Source organism: Bartonella sp. CL436QHHD (assembly GCF_042195105.1).
Lineage (GTDB): Bacteria > Pseudomonadota > Alphaproteobacteria > Rhizobiales > Rhizobiaceae > Bartonella.
The window spans coordinates 1-20,059 of sequence record NZ_JBHINR010000048.1 but is presented as its reverse complement, the minus strand read 5'-3'; the positions used below and the strand labels follow the sequence as shown (position 1 = coordinate 20,059).

The window sequence follows — 20,059 nt, the reverse complement described above, 5'->3', positions numbered from 1 at the left end:
TTAGTAATACCATTCGTCTAAATTACATCAACAAATTACAGAAAAGGAAGCTTTATAGAAGTTTTTCAGGATAAATGGAGAAATAGGATACTGCAAGTGTATATTAATTATCAAAAAATTATGCGCTACTGTAAAACAATAGCAATTTCTTTTGTTGTGTTAGTTCTTTCTTACTGTTGGGCCTCAGCCACACCTCAAGGCGCCTATCCTGATAAGTATGCAGCTATTGTTATAGATGCTACTACGGGAAAAACTCTATTTCAAGCCAATGCAACACTGAAACGTTATCCTGCTTCTTTAACAAAAATGATGACATTGTACTTACTCTTTGAAGCTATGCAGATGCGTCGTGTGACACCCAATACACCAATTCCTGTTTCACATTATGCAGCAATGCGTCCACCGACAAAAATTGGGTTTAAAGCAGGCCAAACAATTTCTGCAGAATCAGCAGCTAAAGCACTCATTACAAGATCTGCAAATGATGTTGCTGCTGCCATTGCAGAATATCTTGGAGGTAGTGAAAAAAAATTCGCTCAAATGATGACAGCAAAAGCTCATAAACTTGGCATGAAACATACACATTTCGCAAATGCTTCAGGACTTCCGGATGTGCGCAATTATTCTACAGCACGAGATATAGCGACTTTGTCATTAGCTTTACGTAAACATTTTCCCAAACAATATAAATTGTTCAAAACAAAAAGTTTTAATTTCCGTGGACATAAAATTAACAGCCACAATAAACTTGTTAAAATAATGAAAGGTGTCGATGGAATTAAAACAGGATACACACAAATGTCAGGTTCTAATTTAGCAACTTCGATGCGTCTTGAGGGGCGCTCTATTGTCGCTGTTGTTATGGGAGGAAAATCATCTACTGCACGTGACGAGCATATGGCTAGCTTATTGAATCAATATTTGCCCAAAGCAAGCCAAATGAAAAGTGGTGAACGTTTAATAGCTTCTGTACGCTATCACTTACCCACTGGCGCCAATACTCCTATACCAACCATTAAAGATGATTTAAGTAATTTTGACGATGAAATTTCGACTATGTTGACAGCATTTGCAGAACAACCTAAAAACTCCAACATCGCAATAACGGCTGTAAATAAGGTAATTATACCAATACCGAACCCTCAAAAAACTATACCGGTTGAGACTCATAAAATTGTAACAGCCTCTTTGTCCGAAAATGCCGGATGGGCTATCCAAATAGGTTCTCTTCCTAGTGAAGAACAAGCAAAAACTCTACTTTTAAAAGCAAAAAATATAGCTTTTTCTACTTTAAAGCACGCATCTTCACATATGCAACTGTTTGAAAAGAATGGGCAGCGTTATTACCGGGCGCGCTTTACAGGGTTTCAATCAAAAAAAGCTGCATTTGATGCTTGTTCTACATTAAAGAAAGCAAATTTTAACTGCTATACTGTAGCCTACTAAAAAATTTTGAATTCTGCGTTAAGGATAGTATTATGACAGATAATGCTTTTGCTTCATTCCATAAAAAAGAAATTTTATTGAAGCAATCATCCCTCCTTTCATTGCGTTTTCTTCACGATGCTGCTGCAAAACTTACTGGTTTAAAATATAATTCGACTGCATTAGATACACAATCTCTTGTTAACCTTCTCATTTGCCAAACAATGCGCAACCGTCGTCTCATAATGCCTCCTGTACGTATTCATTTACGCGTTGCGAGCCAAACTGGTAATGTGCCTATTAAAATCCGTCTAGGAGCAACAAATATTTAATTCTACAGACCATCTCTAAAAAACTATTTTATTATTAACCATTATCTATAGCCTTAGAAAACCCTTTGATAAACATACTTTTTTCTTAAATTGTGGAATTGTTTTGACAGCTTTTCCAACTATCCAATATCTCCAAGCCTTCAATAAAACCATTGTTAAGAACATAAAAAACATCCAATATTTTTCCACTTTTGGATTTAATATAAAAAATTATCCTTGATATCTTTTTGGAAAAATGAATAGCTTCATTGGATGAAAGCTTATCATTTTAGGAATTATTCTAAACGTTCAATAAAGAAAGTCCCTCTTACTAATGCTCCCCTGACAACATAAACGCTGTAAAAAATAATCTCACTCCTCTTACTTGCATTTCTTTCAACAGACAAAGCAAATTGGAAAATAAAAATACTACCGATGAAAAAACGTAAAAGAAATTATCAGATTAAATATTATGATAACGATTTCCATAAGATTTTAATTTATAATTATAATTTATTTTTTGCATATTGAATAAGAGATTTTCGTAAAATTCTCTTATTTTCCTTCTTATATTGAATCAGTCAAAATCGTCCGCCTGCTCATCACGAGAAAGATTGGCATATAAACTATTTAAAAAAGGAATCAAATATCCCTTATGAATTATTTCAAGTACGAGGATCTTTTGTAACATTGAACGTTGAAAAAAGGATGATAGTGCTGGTTTTCTCCCTTTATAAATAAAGATGCTAATACTCTATAGATTTTATACCATTCATGGAATGACTTACATTATACTACTCATATTCAAGATGCTGATTTATAAAGATAATTCATTATTTTGCATGTTAGATGATAATCTCGAATATCGTAAGATTCTCTCATTTGAAACTTGTTTATGTTGAATTAATAAAAACCGTTCTCTTGCATGTTATGGGCGAGATTAGTGTGTGGCGTAAAACTGTACCCAAAATACTCAAAATACCTATAATGAACTATTTCAAATGCTAAGGGCTTTGATCCCTGTACGGGGGGGCTTGGCAAAGTGTGCAATCATGCCCAGCGTACTCTTTTTATTAAGCATAAAGATGGGACAGCTCAATGGATTTACCGTTATTATATCATTCACGGGTGCCATCGCGAAATGAGCTTAGGAGCATTGAGAGATATTTTTTAAACGAACTCACGAACAAGTAACACGATAATGTTCTATTGTGTGCATTCTATTCTCATGAAAATTTTTATAAATATTTCCTAATGTATACGTTATTATTTATTTTAATTTTTTTGTCGGTACAGAATTTATAAATAAAAAAGATATTCCCAATATATCTTTAATTATTGTAAATTAGTGTTTCTTTTCAAGATATTTTTTACCATATAGGTAGCAAAAAACTTCACTTTTAAAAAATTAAAATCTTTAAAAATCTCTCTTTATCATAATTATTCAGATTTAAAATAAATTTTCCTTGGATACTCAGGTATAATCTTCCATTACTTAAAAGATATGGCTATGGAAACTTTTTAAAACCATAAAACCCAGCTAAAAAATAATGGTAAATTGATCACTAATTTTACTTTACGCTTTTTTATTTTTTCCATTTTAGGACAAATCAAACATATATCAACAATACACTCTCTCCAAACTTGCATCAACAGCTACTATTCGTTAAGAAAGCACTAAGCCATCTCAAATTTATTTTAAGCATGCTGCTGAATTAATTTGGAGTTTTGATTTATAAGGAACAAAAAACATAAGCTTTATCAGGAAATACGATTCTTCTCCAAAACGTCCAGTTATGGATTGAAAAATGTTCTAGCTCTTAACAAGATATTGCATTGACTGCAAGACCACCTTTACTTGTCTCTTTATAGCGTTCACTCATATCATGACCAGTCTGGCGCATTGTTTCTATACAAGCATCAAGAGAAACAAAATGATCTCCATTACCATATAATGCAAGAGAAGAAGCCGTTACCGCCTTAACAGCTCCCATTGCATTACGCTCAATACAAGGAACTTGTACAAGACCTGCAACAGGATCACATGTCATTCCCAAATGATGTTCAAGCGCAATTTCTGCCGCATTTTCAATTTGAGCTGGTGTTCCACCTAATGCTGCGGTCAACCCTGCTGCGGCCATTGAAGATGCCGTTCCAACTTCACCTTGACACCCAACTTCTGCACCAGAAATAGAGGCATTATGTTTGATAACACCGCCTATAGCTGCTGCCGTTAATAGAAAATTATGTATTCCCTCTCGATCTGAATCATCATTAAATTGAAGATAATAACGCAAAACGGCTGGGACAACACCAGCTGCGCCATTTGTTGGTGCTGTAACAACACGACCACCTGCTGCATTTTCCTCATTGACTGCTATAGCATATACCGAAAGCCAATCATTTGCCCAAAGTGGATAATTGTGATTTTTCCTTTGATTTTCCAAAAGCGTTTCATGCAGCTTTTTAGCACGCCTTAGAACACGCAATCCACCAGGCAACTCACCTTCTTGTGAAAGACCTCTATCAATGCAATTTGTCATCGCTGAAAAAATTTCATCAAGCCCTACATCAAGAGAAGAACGCTCTATCTTTGTTTCTTCATTTAAGCGCTTCATTTCAGCAATTGAAAGTCCTGATTTTTCTGCCATTGATAACATTGTACAAGCAGAATCGAATGGATATGGTACCTCAAATGCTTCTGGTTGTATATTATCATTCATATGGCTTAATTCATCCTCAGTCACAACAAAGCCACCACCGATAGAATAATAAATCTGCCGCAACAGAACATTCCCATCAGTATTAAGTCCTTCAAAGGCTAGTCCATTTGTATGTCCAGGGAGGATTTGCTTTCGTTCAAAAATAAGATCACATTGCACATCAAACTGATAAGCGGGATGGCCTTCTGGTTGCACTTTTTTTTCACGTATAACTTTTTCTAACAGAAACCCCATGCTATCAGGATCAACAGTAGAAGCTTTTTCTCCTAAAAGTCCTAATATGATAGCCCTATCTGTTGCATGACCAATACCCGTGAAAGCTAACGAACCATAAAGATAAACACGTATACGAGAAACTTGAATATCAGACGACTGAGAAAAATCTCCTATCTTTTGCAAAAACATATTAGCAGCTGTCATCGGTCCCATCGTATGTGAGCTAGAAGGACCAATCCCAATTTTAAAAAGTTCAAAAACAGATAGAAACACGTATCACCTCAAAACTATAGTACAGTTTGAGCATATATGCTTTTTCATAACGTTTCTCCCGTTTAAAATCAAATTGCGAGATAAACTAAAAAAATAACAGCAATAAACACGAATGTCGCTCGTCTTGCTACCACCCAACACTTTCTTTCTATAGTGTTTTCCATTAGCCAACCTTCAAAACGGGCAATGCCCCTAGAGTCACCACTCCTAATGTTCCAAGCGTAGTAAAATAAGTGTTAATATGCAATATTAAAATTCAATAAGGATGAGAAATCTTATCGGAAATATTTTCATAATGCACTAAGTTCTTCAAAACGTATGCTTAATTGTATGAAATATTTTATGGGTATGTTTCAATGAAACGTACAAAGTTTTCTAATGATTCTCGTTCTGTCTCAAACTTGTTTTCTGGAGCACTCATATCGCGATAACCAAGTGCCATACCACAGATAATATGGCGATCAGAAGGAATAGATAAAAGCGTACGAATCTGTTTATGATAATCAGCAAAAGCAGCTTGAGGACAGGTATCTAATCCAAATCCACGTGCAGCTAACATAATGGTCTGCATAAACATACCCAAATCAAGCCAACTCCCCATTTCCATGTCGTGATCCATTGTAAATAAGAGTCCTACAGGTGCATCAAAAAATAAAAAATTTCGCGCCTTTTGATGAAGTATTTTTTCTTTATCTCCTTTTTGAATTCCAAGACTCTGATAAAGATCCAAACCAACTTTTCGACGCCTTGAAATATAAGGCTCACGCCACTGACGTGGATAATAACTATATTCACGCTCTCCTTTTACACCTGAAAGCACAAGTTGTGAAAGCTCTTGCCCTACTTTCTGTAATACACTTCCTGTAAGCACAATCACTTGCCATGGCTGAATATTTGTTCCAGATGGTGCACGTGCTGCAAGTTTTAAGATTTCTTTGATTGTTTCCAAACTAACTGGCTGATCAGTAAAAGCGCGAATTGACTTTCGTGACAAAATAGATTGAAAAACACTCATAGGAGAAACTGTCATTGTTTTTACTTTCTTTATGAAAAATAATTTTTTCTTATCAAGGACAATATACTGCGAAAATACCTTTGCAGCTTTTTCAAACACTCTATTTCTTTAAATGACTTACACATTTCACGCAGTGTTAAATATCCCCCTTAGAGATAGTATAACCTATCCCTTTTAAGAGAAAGAAAATTGTCTAAAAGCAGACAAAATAAATTTTATAATCAATGACTAACCCCCAACTCCGCTAAGCTCTCAAAAAAACTCTCCTCAATTCGTTCTAAATCCTGTAGAAGATCATCAACATCATGCTGCATCTGCTTTAAATCAGCTCGTTTTTTATGAATTCCTGCAATTAATTTCTTAAGCTTTTTCTCATCATCTGGTGGTTTTCCAACTATTGTCAACATATCAGATATTTCAGACAACGAAAATTTAACTCTTTTAGCACGCAGTATTTGCTTTAACTTATGACGATCCGTTTGTGTATAAAGCCGTGTACTTCCACGCCGAAAAGGACTAAGAAGTCCCTCTTCTTCATAATAACGCAAAGTTCGAGCTGTTATTGAAAACTCACGTGTTAATTTTCCAATTGAATAATATTCGTACATTTTATCATTCTGTCTGCATAGATCACATTGTTATAAGAAATGTGTCTATTTTTTATAAAAAACTTAGTAAGCACCCTAATCTCTACTTTCCTGCATTCTAATTTATAAGAAAATACATTCTTATCATACAAGCATTGTATAGTAGAGAATCAATTATTTTTTAGATTACAGAAAAGACTATTGACCTTTCATTATAAGTCCTTTTAAATCTTTATAGAAGATATCAATCAAAAATTTTCCTAAAATTCAAAATCAATCATTATTTGATTTGTAGATAATCACTCTTTTCCTTGAATATGGCTTTTGAGTTTTACATATTTTGAAAAAATTCTATACTGCTTTTAGAAATTAAGAAACTTTAAAATAAAGTAACAAAAAAGATAAACATCATTACAAAATAATAAGCTACTAAAGACGTTCCCAATAACTGTCGCCTTATAATTTTTGACATTTTCAAGAAAATATGTAACTTTTGCATTTTGAGATAAAAAAACGTCTGAACTTTCTATTCAGACGTTTTTATATTATGTGATGTTGTATTTAAATTATTCAGCAACGGCCCCAGTTGTCATATTTGTCAACATAGCCTTAGCCACTTCGTTATTACTAGACTTACGCTGCTCATCTACAATCAAATCATCACGAACCGCAGCAATACGACGGATTTGAGAAATCGTACCACCTGTACCTGCTGGAATAAGACGACCGACAATAACGTTCTCTTTAAGTCCTTGCAAAGTATCAATTTTACCAGAAACTGCTGCTTCAGTAAGAACACGTGTTGTTTCCTGAAACGATGCCGCCGAAATGAAAGAAGGCGTTTGAAGAGAAGCTTTTGTAATTCCAAGAAGAATGGGATTACCAGATGCTGGTTTCTTCCCTTCTGCAATCAAATTATCATTGATTTCATCAAGTTCAATACGATCAACATTATCACCTGGAATATAACCAGAATCTCCAGATTCAGTAATTTCAACTTTTTGCAACATTTGACGAACAATCACTTCAATGTGCTTATCATTAATAAGAACTCCCTGTAAACGATAAACCTCCTGAATCTCATTAACAAGATAAGATGCCAAAGCTTCAACCCCCTTAATTGCCAAAATATCATGAGGTGCTGGATTACCATCAAGGATATAATCTCCCTTTTCAATTTGATCGCCTTCTTGGAAGTGAAACAACTTACCTTTTGGAATCAAATATTCTACTGCCTCAAGAGTTTCATCATTTGGTTCAATAATGATACGACGTTTATTCTTATAACCACGGCCGAATCGAATCGTGCCACTTACTTCAGCAATAATCGCATGATCCTTTGGACGACGCGCTTCAAAAAGCTCAGCCACACGTGGTAAACCACCCGTAATATCTTTCGTCTTGGCACTTTCCATTGGCAAACGAGCAATAACATCACCAGCCTTAACATGAGCACCAAGCTCAACAGAAAGAATAGTTTCCACTGACATCATATAACGGGCTTCACCTCCCTTATACAATTTAGCAATGGATTCACCTTCTTTATCTGTGTGAATAATAATGGCTGGTTTAAGATCCGCACCACGTGGATTAGCGCGCCAATCAATCACCAAACGCTTTGTAATACCCGTAGATTCATCAGCTGTTTCAGTGACAGATAGACCATCAACCATATCTTCAAAACCCACATATCCTTCAACTTCCGTTAAAATTGGACGTGTATAAGGATCCCATTCTGCTATACGTTGGCCACGTTTAACCACATCACCATCATCAACAAAAATATGAGCACCATAGCTAACACGATGTACAACGCGCTCTTTTCCTAACTCATCCTTGATAAGGATAGCCATATTACGCCCCATAACAACCAATTGGCCTTCAGAGTTACGAACCACATTACGATTACGAATCTCCACCTTACCTTCATAAGATGCCTCTAAATACGATGAATCAACAACCTGCGCAGTTCCTCCTAAGTGGAAAGTACGCATAGTAAGCTGTGTTCCCGGCTCACCAATGGATTGAGCAGCAATAACACCAACGGCTTCTCCCTGATTAACAGGTGTTCCACGCGCCAAATCACGACCATAGCATTTTGCACAAACACCAAGACGTGTTTCACATGTTAAAGCAGAGCGAATTTGAACAGATTGAATCCCAGCTGCTTCAATCTTCGCAACATCAGCTTCCTCAATCATTGCTCCACCTTCAAGGATAACCTCTCCAGAGACAGGATGTAGAATATCAACAAGCGCTGTACGACCAAGAATTCTTTGCCCAATGGAGGCAACAATTTGTCCTGCATCAACAATCGGCTGCATGGTAAGCCCTTTTGCGGTACCACAATCAACTGCTGAAATAATAGCATCCTGTGCAACATCAACAAGACGCCGTGTTAAATAACCAGAGTTCGCCGTCTTTAACGCAGTATCAGCAAGTCCTTTACGTGCACCATGCGTGGAATTGAAGTACTCATTAACAGTTAGACCTTCTTTAAAATTTGAAATAATAGGCGTTTCAATAATTTCACCCGATGGTTTTGCCATTAATCCACGCATACCGGCCAATTGTCTCATCTGGTTAGCAGAACCACGAGCACCAGAGTGCGACATCATATAGATCGAATTCATCGGCCGTTGACGACCTGTTTTAGGATCAAAATCGACGGCTTGAATACGTTTCATCATTTCATCTGCAACGCGATCTGTACATTTACCCCAAGCATCTACAACCTTATTGTATTTTTCACCTTGTGTAATCAAACCATCATTATATTGCTGTTCGTACTCCTTAGCCAAAGCTTCTGTTTCTGCAACTAAACGAGACTTACTATCAGGAATAACCATATCATCCTTACCGAATGAAATTCCTGCACGACAAGCATAAGAAAAGCCAAGCTGCATAATACGGTCACAAAAAATAACCGTCTCTTTTTGTCCACAGTGCCGATAAACATGATCAATCATTTTAGAAATATTCTTTTTCGTCATCTCTTGATTGACAATATCAAATGAGATATCCGCACTTCTTGGCAAAAGCTCACCGATAATCAAACGACCAGGTGTCGTATCATAAAGTTTAGAAACTTCTTTTCCATCCTTCCCAATATTCTTAACACGGCCTTTAATCTTCGTATGAAGCGTTACAACCTTATTTTCCAAGGCATAATGAAGCTCACCTATATCAGAAAAGGCCATTCCTTCACCTGGTTCTTTTTCAGAAACAATTGAAAGATAATAAAGACCAAGAACCATATCCTGTGAGGGAACAATAATGGGAGCACCATTGGCCGGATGAAGAATATTATTGGTGGACATCATCAAAACACGGGCTTCAAGCTGTGCTTCAAGAGAAAGCGGAACGTGAACCGCCATCTGATCACCATCAAAATCTGCATTAAAAGCAGTACACACCAGTGGATGAAGTTGAATAGCTTTGCCTTCAATTAAGATAGGTTCAAAAGCCTGAATCCCCAAACGGTGCAATGTTGGCGCACGGTTGAGTAAAACAGGGTGTTCACGAATAACCTCATCCAAGATATCCCAAACTTCTGGATGTTCTTTTTCAACAAGCTTCTTTGCCTGCTTTACCGTTGATGAATAGCCTTTTGCATCAAGCCGCGCATAAATAAAAGGCTTAAATAATTCAAGAGCCATTTTTTTAGGAAGACCACATTGATGCAATTTTAATTCAGGACCCGTCACGATAACAGAACGCCCCGAGTAATCAACTCGCTTCCCAAGTAAGTTCTGACGAAACCGTCCTTGCTTGCCCTTCAACATATCTGATAGAGACTTGAGAGGACGTTTATTGGCTCCAGTAATCACACGCCCACGCCGTCCATTATCAAACAATGCATCAACAGCTTCTTGTACCATACGCTTTTCATTGCGCACGATAATTCCAGGAGCACGCAATTCAATCAGCCGTTTCAAGCGGTTATTACGATTAATAACACGCCGATAAAGATCATTCAGATCTGATGTCGCAAAACGCCCACCATCAAGCGGAACCAATGGACGCAAATCCGGTGGAATAACCGGAATTGTTTTCATTATCATCCACTCTGGCTTATTTCCAGATTCAAGAAAATTTTCAACGATTTTAAGTCGTTTAATCAATTTTTTCTGCTTTAACTCTGAAGTTGTTTCAGCTAATTCGAGACGCAAATCATTAGCGATTTTATCTAACTCCATACTAGCTAAAAGCTCGTAAATAGCTTCAGCGCCAATCATAGCTGTAAATTGATCTTCTCCGAACTCATCAATAGCAAGCATATATTCTTCTTCAGAAAGAAGCTGATGGAGCTTAAGAGATGTCAACCCTGGTTCGGTTACAATATAATTCTCAAAATAAAGAACCCGCTCAATATCTTTTAAAGTTAAATCTAAAAGTGTAGAAATACGACCTGGTAATGATTTAAGAAACCATATATGTGCAACAGGTGCCGCAAGTTCAATATGCCCCATACGCTCACGACGTACGCGCGAAAGAGTAACCTCTACACCGCATTTTTCACAAATAATGCCCTTATACTTCATGCGTTTATATTTGCCACATAGACACTCATAGTCCTTAATAGGGCCAAATATACGTGCACAAAAAAGACCATCACGTTCTGGTTTAAAAGTCCGATAATTAATAGTCTCAGGCTTCTTAATCTCACCATACGACCAGGACAAAATTTTCTCAGGACTCGCAATAGAAATACGAATAGAGTCAAATGTCTGCGCTGGCGCTTGAGGATTGAAAAGATTCATGACCTCGTGGTTCATGCTGTTCTCCTTCAAAGATTCTTAGAACCTGTTGTAATATCTCATTTATTTTATAACAGATCTTCTTTAAAAGACATTTACTTTTAAAAACGACCTGTATAGCCTTAATAAGGTTATTGAGCCTCTTAAAGTAATAAGAGCGCAGCCTTTTTCCAGTGCGCTCCTTGAATTATTACTCTGCCGTATCAGACAATGCCCGCTGTGCAATAAGTTCACGCGCATCATCAAGCTCCACATTAAGAGCAAGTGAGCGCATTTCTTTTACCAACACATTAAAGCTTTCGGGTATCCCTGCCTCAAATGTATCATCACCACGCACAATTGCCTCATAGACTTTTGTCCGCCCAGCCACATCATCTGATTTTACTGTTAGCATCTCCTGCAAAGTGTATGCAGCACCATAAGCTTCAAGTGCCCATACCTCCATTTCACCAAAACGCTGACCACCAAACTGTGCCTTACCTCCTAATGGCTGCTGCGTCACAAGTGAATAGGGACCTATAGAACGTGCATGAATCTTATCATCAACAAGGTGATGCAATTTCAACATGTAAATATATCCCACCGTTACTGGACGATCAAAAGGCTCCCCAGTACGACCATCATAAAGCGTAACCTGCCCTGAACTATCTAAGCCTGCGTCTTCCAGCATCATGTTAATATCAGACTCATGTGCTCCATCAAAAACAGGCGTTGCAATTGAAACCCCTTTTTTCATCTGTAATGCCAATTTGTAGAGGCTTTCATTATCATACTGACGGACTGGTTCATTATGATTATCATCAGGCATAAGATTTTCAATACGCTGACGCAGCGGCAATATATCCCCAGTCTCTTGATACAACTCTAACAAATCACCAATCTTCTTGCCCATCCCCGCACATGCCCAACCAAGGTGCGTCTCAAGAATTTGTCCAACATTCATACGACTAGGCACACCAAGCGGATTCAAGACGATATCAGCATGGGTCCCATCTTCAAGAAATGGCATATCTTCTACGGGAAGAGTACGTGAAACAACACCCTTATTTCCGTGACGTCCCGCCATCTTATCACCTGGTTGGATTTTGCGCTTCACAGCCACAAAAACCTTCACCATTTTCATGACACCAGGAGGCATTTCATCACCTCTTTGGACCTTTTCAACTTTATCCATAAAGCGACGTTGTAATGCTTCCTTTGATTCATCATATTGCTTGCGCAAAGCTTCAATTTCATTTTGAAGTTTTTCATCCTCAACAGCAAATTGCCACCACTGGGATCGTGGATAATGCCCCATCACTGTACTATCAAGCTTTTTGCTGCCCGAAAAGCCTTTCGGACCTTCTACAGCAACTTTACCTGTCAACATATCGGTGAGGCGCGAATAAACATTGCGATCAAGAATAGACTGTTCATCATCACGGTCTTTTGCTAAACGCTCAATTTCTTCACGCTCAATTGCCATCGCACGTTCATCTTTTTCCACGCCATGGCGATTAAAAACGCGAACTTCAACAACAGTACCAAAAGTCCCAGGAGGCATACGCATAGAAGTATCACGAACATCGGATGCCTTTTCCCCAAAAATCGCACGCAGAAGCTTTTCTTCCGGCGTCATGGGACTTTCACCTTTTGGTGTAATCTTTCCAACTAAAATATCACCCGGTTGAACTTCAGCACCAATATAAATAATGCCAGCTTCATCAAGATTTCTTAACGCTTCTTCCGCAACATTAGGAATGTCGCGCGTAATTTCCTCAGGCCCAAGTTTTGTATCGCGTGCCGCAACTTCAAATTCCTCAATATGAATTGAAGTAAACACATCATCAGCAACAATGCGCTCGGATAACAAAATAGAATCTTCATAATTGTATCCATTCCAAGGCATAAAGGCTACGAGAACATTCCGCCCAAGAGCCAAATCACCAAGATCCGTGGATGGACCATCTGCAATGATATCACCTTTTTCTACCCTATCACCAACATTTACAAGAGGACGCTGATTAATACAAGTGGACTGATTAGAACGCTGAAATTTCTGTAAGCGGTAAATATCAACGCCTGATTTTGAAGGATCTAAATCTTCTGTTGCACGGATAACAATACGGGTAGCATCAACTTGATCAACAACACCACTACGTTTTGCACTCACAGCAGCTCCTGAATCGCGCGCAACTATGGATTCCATTCCCGTCCCAACAAATGGTGCTTCAGCGCGTACAAGAGGAACTGCCTGACGCTGCATGTTTGATCCCATAAGTGCACGATTCGCATCATCATTTTCCAAAAAAGGAATAAGCGCTGCTGCAACTGAAACCAACTGTTTTGGTGAAACATCCATCAAATCAACATGATCACGCGGCGCCATTAAAACTTCACCAGCATGACGGCAAACAACAAACTCTTCTATAAAACGACCTTCGCTATCTAATGAAGAATTAGCCTGAGCGACATAATGCTTTGCTTCTTCCATCGCTGAAAGATAAATAACTTCTTTTGTAACTTTTCCATCAATAATTTTTCGATATGGACTTTCAATAAAGCCATATTTGTTAACTCGCGCAAATGTTGCTAAGGAGTTGATTAGACCAATATTAGGGCCTTCTGGTGTTTCAATCGGACAAATACGACCATAATGCGTAGGATGTACGTCACGGACTTCAAAACCCGCACGTTCACGAGTCAAACCGCCTGGACCAAGAGCAGAAAGACGACGCTTATGGGTAATTTCCGACAATGGATTGGTTTGATCCATAAACTGCGACAATTGTGAAGACCCAAAAAACTCACGAACTGCTGCTGCAGCAGGCTTTGCATTGATCAAATCCTGTGGCATAACTGTATCAATTTCAACCGATGACATACGCTCTTTTATCGCACGCTCCATACGAAGAAGACCAATGCGATATTGATTTTCCATCAACTCCCCAACGGAACGAACGCGACGGTTGCCAAGATTATCAATATCATCAATTTCACCACGTCCATCACGCAATTCAACCAACATCTTAACAACAGCAAGAATATCCTCTTGGCGTAAAATGCGAACTGTGTCTGGACAATCAAGATCCATACGCAAATTCATCTTAACACGCCCAACAGCAGAAAGATCATAACGCTCTGGATCAAAAAACAATGAATGGAACATTGCTTCTGCTGTATCGATTGTTGGAGGCTCACCTGGACGCATTACTCGGTAAATATCAAATAACGCATCCTGCCGACTTTCATTTTTATCCACCTTCAAAGTATTGCGGATGTAAGCGCCAATATTCATGTGATCAATATCAAGAATATTGATTTGATCAGCACTAACATCAAGCAAAATTTTTAATACTTTTTCGTCAATTTCATCACCAGCCTCAAGGTAGATTTCACCTGTTTCGTAATTGACGATATCTTCAGCTAGATAACAACCTAATAAATCATCTTCACTAACTTTAACCGCTTTAAGTCCTTTTTCTGCCAAAGACTTCGCAGTACGAACTGTTAATTTTTTACCAGCCTCCGCAACGACTTCACCACTATCTGCATCTATAAGGTCAGAAATGAGCTTCATTCCTTTAAAGCGATCAACAGAATAAGGAACTCGCCATCCTTCTCCATCACGCTCATAAGTCACTTTATCATAAAACGTTGATAAAATATCTGACGCATCCATACCTAATGCCATCAAAAGACTTGTAACAGGAATTTTGCGCCGTCGATCAATACGCGCATAAACGATGTCCTTAGCATCAAACTCAATATCAAGCCAAGAACCACGATACGGAATAACACGAGCAGCAAAAAGAAGCTTTCCTGATGAATGGGACTTTCCTTTATCATGGTCAAAAAAGACACCAGGAGAACGATGCATCTGAGAAACAATAACACGCTCCGTACCATTAACAACAAAGGTACCATTCGTCGTCATTAAAGGCATATCGCCCATATAAACGCCTTGCTCTTTAATGTCTTTGATATCTTTGGAGCCAGTATCCTCATCAACATCAAAAACAATCAAACGCAATATGACCTTTAATGGGGCAGCATAAGTTAAATCACGTTGACGGCACTCTTCAACATCAAATTTTGGTAAATCAAATTCATAACCTACAAACTCAAGCATAGCTGTACCGGAAAAATCTGAAATAGGAAAAACAGATTTAAAAACAGCTTGCAAACCTTCATCTGGTCGTCCACCTTTCGGTTCCTCAACCATGAGAAACTGATCGTATGACGCTTTTTGAACCTCAATAAGATTCGGCATTTCTGCTACTTCAGGAATCTTACCAAAAAATTTGCGTACGCGCTTACGACCATTGAATTGAGACATCATTGCGTGAGTCTGAGCCATCGTCGCTCCTTGATCTTTACTCTTCAAGGTAGACCAACCTTGAAAGCCTTATATCATTAACCTGCATATGCAGACCAGTTCACTTGACACTCAATAATGAGCATCATTAACTTTCCCCACCAACATAAGCCATTTATCTTTTTGACTCTATGATGAAGGAGTAAGTAATCTAAACCTATCCCATTCCTGTTACGAAACCATTAGGAAAAGGTTTTTTACTCATTATTTTCCCTCTTTGTATTAAGAGAAAGAAATCGGCGAACATAAATGCCCGCCGATAAAATTAAATTTACTTAAGTTCCACTTTAGCACCAGCAGCTTCAAGTTGAGATTTAATTTTTTCTGCTTCTTCTTTAGAAGCAGCCTCTTTAATAGGCTTAGGTGCACCTTCAACCAGATCTTTAGCTTCTTTAAGACCAAGTCCAGTAAGAGCACGAACTTCCTTAATAACATTAATTTTTTGTGCGCCACCTTCAACAAGAATAACATCAAATTCTGTTTTTTCTTCAGCAGCTGGAGCAGCAGCACCAGCAACAGCAGCGACAGCTACAGGAGCAGCAGCCGAAACTCCCCACTTTTCTTCAAGTAACTTAGAAAGCTCAGCGGCTTCCAAAAGGGTTAGATTAGAAAGGTCTTCTACGATCTTCTCTAGATCAGCCATTTTTAAATTCCTTCAATTAAAAGATTTGAACCATTATTAAATTTTATCCAAAAAAACAGAAAAGCATTAAAGCTCTTCCATAAACGTGAATACAAACAGCCTTAAGCCGCCTTATCCTCCTGAGCATATGCTCCAATGACACGTGCAACCTGACCAGCAGGGGCATTAACAACCTGTGCAATACGGGTCGCAGGGGTAGAAATCATACCCACAAGTTTTGCACGCAACTCGTTTAATGAAGGCAATGAAGCCAATGACTTCACAGCATCTACAGTTAAACTTGTTGCACCCATTGAACCGCCAAGTATGACAAATTTGTCATTGCTTTTCGCAAAATCAACAGCAACTTTCGGTGCTGTGATTGGATCTTCTGAATAAGCAATAAGTGTTTGTCCAGTAAACAAACCCACTATCGATTCAGATTCCGTGCCCTGAAGAGCGATTTTAGCAAGACGGTTTTTGGCGACTTTAACGGCACCGCCAGCTTCACCCATTTTCGAACGCAGATCATTCATCTGTGAAACTGTCAGACCGGAATAATGTGCAACAACAACAGAACCAGACTTCCGAAAAGCCTCGTTAAGCCATGTAACAAATTCGCGTTTTTCCGCTCTATTCACTGTCTCTCTCCATTTAACAGATTTACTTAAAACAAACCTGTTGGTTACCTTTGATAACATAAAATACTTCATGTCACCGATGAGGATCCTGTCCCCTTTTTCACGCACAGCGTTCAAAGGCAACCTTGGCTCAAACCCTTTAAGTCTTTTAACTCTCAGTTTTTACCCCAGTCTCATGCAGGTTTTTTTTGATTAAGATACTTAAAAGTATCACCTACAATCTCGGACAGGATATTCCGGAATTTCTCCCGGCACAACCTAAGCCCTATAAAGCTTAGATAGCTAAATGCTGATCAAAACCAGCACTTTAAAATACAATTTTGATATTCCCATACCCAAAAAAACAAAATCATAAATCAGCTTACATTAACTCTGAACGAACCGTTGCTGGATCAACTTTAACACCAACTCCCATAGTCGACGAAACAGCAACGCGTTTAATATATTCACCTTTTGCACCTTGCGGTTTAGCTTTAATAACTGCACTTGCAAAGGCTTTTATATTTTCTACGATTTTTTCAACACCAAAAGAAGCCTTACCAATACCAGCATGCACAATACCAGCTTTTTCCACACGAAACTCAACAGCACCACCTTTAGAAGCTTTGACAGCACCGGCGATATCAAGTGTTACAGTACCAACCTTCGGATTTGGCATCAAACTCCGTGGACCAAGAATCTTACCAAGACGACCAACAAGAGGCATCATGTCTGGCGTTGCAATACAACGATCAAAGTCTATAGTCCCTCTATTAACGCTTTCAAATAAATCTTCGGCACCCACAATATCAGCTCCTGCCGCCTTAGCTTCCTCAGCCTTATCCCCACGAGCAAAAACGGCAACACGAATATTTCTCCCTGTCCCATTAGGCAAATGAGCAACGCCTCGAACCATTTGATCAGCATGACGCGGATCAACACCCAAGTTCATTGAAATTTCGATTGTTTCATCAAACTTAGCAACAGCACGCTCCTTAACCATTGAAACGGCATCTTTTAAAGCGTAAAGTTCATTAAAATCAATATCTTTTCGGATATTTTTTATTCTTTTTGCTACTTTTGCCATAATATTAGCCCACCACTTCCAAGCCCATCGAGCGAGCAGAACCTTCAACCATACGCATTGCTGCCTCAATGTCATTCGCATTAAGATCTTTCATCTTTGATTCCGCAATCGAACGAATTTTATCGCGAGAAATGCTTCCTACAGACACTTTACCAGGCTCTTTTGAGCCAGATTTCAGGTTTGCTTCCTTCTTTAAAAAGAATGATACAGGAGGCGTCTTGAGAGAAAATGTGAAAGACTTATCTTGATAATACGTAATAACAACTGGAATCGGTGCCCCCTTTTCCATTTCTTGTGTAGCTGCATTAAACGCCTTACAAAACTCCATGATATTAATACCACGCTGCCCAAGAGCTGGACCAATCGGTGGAGATGGAGTAGCAGCTCCTGCAGGAACCTGCAACTTAAGCTGACCTATACTTTTTTTTGCCATAACAATCTGCCTTTAATTTCACTGGTATACTGACAATTCACCTTGCCCGTTACCCGCTGCAGTCACGTGGTTCGGATCATTAAGCCGACAAAAGCTATAAATCACCTCCCACTCCTTCCTTAAAGTAATTAAAACTACTCTAAGTTTAATCAGAGTTTTTCAACCTGACCAAATTCCAAATCAACAGGCGTAGGACGCCCAAAAATAAGCACTTCAACCTTAAGACGAGAGCGCTCTTCTTCAACCTCTTGAACAATTCCATTAAACGAAACAAAAGGACCATCAGCAACGCGAACTTGCTCTCCAACCTCAAACAATACAGAGGACTTTGGAGACTCAACCCTTTCCTGAACTTGTTTGAGAATTTGCTCAACCTCTCGATCAGAAATAGGAACAGGACGCGCATCCGACCCTAAAAAACCTGTCACTTTAGGCGTATTCTTAATAAGATGATAAACTTCATCTGTTAACTCAGCACGAACAAGAACATAACCAGGAAAAAACTTTCGCTCAGTATCAACTTTGCGTCCACGACGAACCTCTACAACACGCTCTGTTGGAACAAAAATCTTTTCAAAAAGATGATCAAGTCCCTTTTGCTTTGCCTCCTTATCAATAGCTTCCGCTACTTTCTTTTCAAAATTTGAATATGCCTGAACAATATACCAACGAGCTGCCACAGTCACACTTCCTTACATTCTCAACTAAAAAGATATTTCAGAAGATCAATAACCCGCCAAACACCAAAATGCATAACCTGATCCACAATAAAAAAGAAAGCTGAAGCCAATGCAGTTACCAACAAAACCATAATAGTAGAAATAACCGTCTCACGACGTGTAGGCCATTTCACTTTAATTGTTTCTGCATAAACCTGCTTCAAAAAGGTAATCGGATTGGTTTTAGATGCCATCGTCACACTATACTCTCTCTAGTCCTATTGTGTTTTATAGAACAAAATAAACAGGAAAAAATGCAAAAGCCAACTTTCAGACTTATGCAATTTCCTTACTTTCTATTCAATACCGTTTCACACACAAAAAAACAAGCCCCATATCAAAAAAAGCGAAAAAGGCAGCAAAATCCACTCCCTTATATGTAAAATCCCCCCTTTGGCAGGGGCAGCAGGACTTGAACCCGCGACCTGCGGTTTTGGAGACCGCCGCTCTACCAACTGAGCTATACCCCTAACTCTCAAAACTAAAACACTTTTAACACCCCTTTAACAAGCATTATTTATTCAATGATCTTAGAGACGATACCGGCACCAACAGTACGACCACCTTCACGAATAGCAAAACGAAGTTTCTCTTCCATCGCTATCGGAACGATCAACGAAACATCCATCGCAACATTGTCACCTGGCATAACCATTTCCGTTCCTTCTGGAAGTGTAACAATACCTGTAACATCCGTCGTACGGAAGTAAAACTGAGGACGATAATTTGTAAAAAATGGCGTATGACGTCCACCTTCATCTTTTGTCAAAATGTAAGCTTCTGCTTTAAAACGCGTATGAGGTGTAACAGATCCTGGCTTTGCCAATACTTGACCACGCTCAATCCCTTCACGATCAACACCACGTAGAAGAGCTCCTATATTATCACCCGCTTGACCTTGATCTAAAAGC

General features: G+C 38.6%; 13 protein-coding genes, 1 tRNA gene and 1 pseudogene. 2 read left to right on the top strand and 13 right to left on the bottom strand.

What is annotated here, in order from left to right:
- The first annotated feature begins 96 nt into the window (after window positions 1-96).
- Both ACFIKN_RS06855 and ACFIKN_RS06850 read left to right on the top strand, forming a co-directional pair.
- Entirely contained in the window at window positions 97-1,446 is a 1,350-nt protein-coding gene (locus tag ACFIKN_RS06855; protein WP_375658129.1) for a D-alanyl-D-alanine carboxypeptidase, read from the top strand.
- A gap of 32 nt (window positions 1,447-1,478) precedes the next feature.
- Window positions 1,479-1,757, top strand: a complete 279-nt coding sequence (locus ACFIKN_RS06850) for a hypothetical protein (protein ID WP_375658128.1) — start codon at window positions 1,479-1,481, stop codon at window positions 1,755-1,757.
- Between the two features lie 1,799 nt (window positions 1,758-3,556).
- On the opposite strand, the gene ACFIKN_RS06845 is transcribed toward ACFIKN_RS06850, so the two are convergent.
- The 13 genes and pseudogenes from ACFIKN_RS06845 to tuf all read right to left on the bottom strand — a co-directional run.
- Entirely contained in the window at window positions 3,557-4,948 is a 1,392-nt protein-coding gene (locus tag ACFIKN_RS06845; protein ID WP_375631239.1) for an L-serine ammonia-lyase, read from the bottom strand.
- A gap of 340 nt (window positions 4,949-5,288) precedes the next feature.
- Entirely contained in the window at window positions 5,289-5,978 is a 690-nt protein-coding gene (locus ACFIKN_RS06840) for a nitroreductase (RefSeq protein ID WP_375631245.1), read from the bottom strand.
- A gap of 206 nt (window positions 5,979-6,184) precedes the next feature.
- Window positions 6,185-6,571 carry a MerR family DNA-binding transcriptional regulator gene (locus ACFIKN_RS06835; RefSeq protein WP_375631240.1) on the bottom strand — a complete coding sequence of 129 codons (387 nt, stop codon included), beginning with the start codon at window positions 6,569-6,571 and terminating at the stop codon, window positions 6,185-6,187.
- Window positions 6,572-7,116: 545 nt separating this feature from the next.
- Window positions 7,117-11,328 (bottom strand): DNA-directed RNA polymerase subunit beta', encoded by a 4,212-nt coding sequence (gene rpoC, locus ACFIKN_RS06830; RefSeq protein WP_273790656.1) that lies wholly within the window; start codon window positions 11,326-11,328, stop codon window positions 7,117-7,119.
- 172 nt (window positions 11,329-11,500) lie between these two features.
- On the bottom strand, window positions 11,501-15,649 hold the full coding sequence (gene rpoB, locus ACFIKN_RS06825) for a DNA-directed RNA polymerase subunit beta (RefSeq protein ID WP_375658127.1): 4,149 nt from the start codon (window positions 15,647-15,649) through the stop codon (window positions 11,501-11,503).
- A gap of 289 nt (window positions 15,650-15,938) precedes the next feature.
- Window positions 15,939-16,310, bottom strand: coding sequence for a 50S ribosomal protein L7/L12 (rplL, locus tag ACFIKN_RS06820; protein ID WP_273790654.1), 372 nt, complete (start codon window positions 16,308-16,310; stop codon window positions 15,939-15,941).
- A 101-nt stretch (window positions 16,311-16,411) separates the two neighbouring features.
- Window positions 16,412-16,930, bottom strand: a complete 519-nt coding sequence (gene rplJ, locus ACFIKN_RS06815) for a 50S ribosomal protein L10 (protein WP_012755027.1) — start codon at window positions 16,928-16,930, stop codon at window positions 16,412-16,414.
- 361 nt (window positions 16,931-17,291) lie between these two features.
- Entirely contained in the window at window positions 17,292-17,996 is a 705-nt protein-coding gene (gene rplA, locus ACFIKN_RS06810) for a 50S ribosomal protein L1 (protein WP_375631242.1), read from the bottom strand.
- Window positions 17,997-18,000: 4 nt separating this feature from the next.
- Window positions 18,001-18,429, bottom strand: a complete 429-nt coding sequence (gene rplK, locus ACFIKN_RS06805; RefSeq protein ID WP_273723157.1) for a 50S ribosomal protein L11 — start codon at window positions 18,427-18,429, stop codon at window positions 18,001-18,003.
- A gap of 149 nt (window positions 18,430-18,578) precedes the next feature.
- Window positions 18,579-19,109 carry a transcription termination/antitermination protein NusG gene (gene nusG, locus ACFIKN_RS06800; protein ID WP_273790740.1) on the bottom strand — a complete coding sequence of 177 codons (531 nt, stop codon included), beginning with the start codon at window positions 19,107-19,109 and terminating at the stop codon, window positions 18,579-18,581.
- Window positions 19,110-19,129: 20 nt separating this feature from the next.
- Window positions 19,130-19,342 (bottom strand): preprotein translocase subunit SecE, encoded by a 213-nt coding sequence (gene secE / locus ACFIKN_RS06795; RefSeq protein WP_273790652.1) that lies wholly within the window; start codon window positions 19,340-19,342, stop codon window positions 19,130-19,132.
- Between the two features lie 200 nt (window positions 19,343-19,542).
- Window positions 19,543-19,618, bottom strand: a tRNA-Trp gene (locus ACFIKN_RS06790).
- A gap of 47 nt (window positions 19,619-19,665) precedes the next feature.
- Window positions 19,666-20,059, bottom strand: a pseudogene (gene tuf, locus ACFIKN_RS06785) (elongation factor Tu); the annotation flags it as partial.

Bases quoted from the DNA above. Each gene is read 5' to 3' on its own strand.
- rplK (WP_273723157.1), bottom strand. From the start codon at position 18,429: ATGGCAAAAAAAAGTATAGGTCAGCTTAAGTTGCAGGTTCCTGCAGGA.
- rplA (WP_375631242.1), bottom strand. From the start codon at position 17,996: ATGGCAAAAGTAGCAAAAAGAATAAAAAATATCCGAAAAGATATTGAT.
- ACFIKN_RS06850 (WP_375658128.1), top strand. From the start codon at position 1,479: ATGACAGATAATGCTTTTGCTTCATTCCATAAAAAAGAAATTTTATTG.
- ACFIKN_RS06835 (WP_375631240.1), bottom strand. From the start codon at position 6,571: ATGTACGAATATTATTCAATTGGAAAATTAACACGTGAGTTTTCAATA.
- secE (WP_273790652.1), bottom strand. From the start codon at position 19,342: ATGGCATCTAAAACCAATCCGATTACCTTTTTGAAGCAGGTTTATGCA.
- ACFIKN_RS06840 (WP_375631245.1), bottom strand. From the start codon at position 5,978: ATGACAGTTTCTCCTATGAGTGTTTTTCAATCTATTTTGTCACGAAAG.
- rplL (WP_273790654.1), bottom strand. From the start codon at position 16,310: ATGGCTGATCTAGAGAAGATCGTAGAAGACCTTTCTAATCTAACCCTT.
- rpoB (WP_375658127.1), bottom strand. From the start codon at position 15,649: ATGGCTCAGACTCACGCAATGATGTCTCAATTCAATGGTCGTAAGCGC.
- rpoC (WP_273790656.1), bottom strand. From the start codon at position 11,328: ATGAACCACGAGGTCATGAATCTTTTCAATCCTCAAGCGCCAGCGCAG.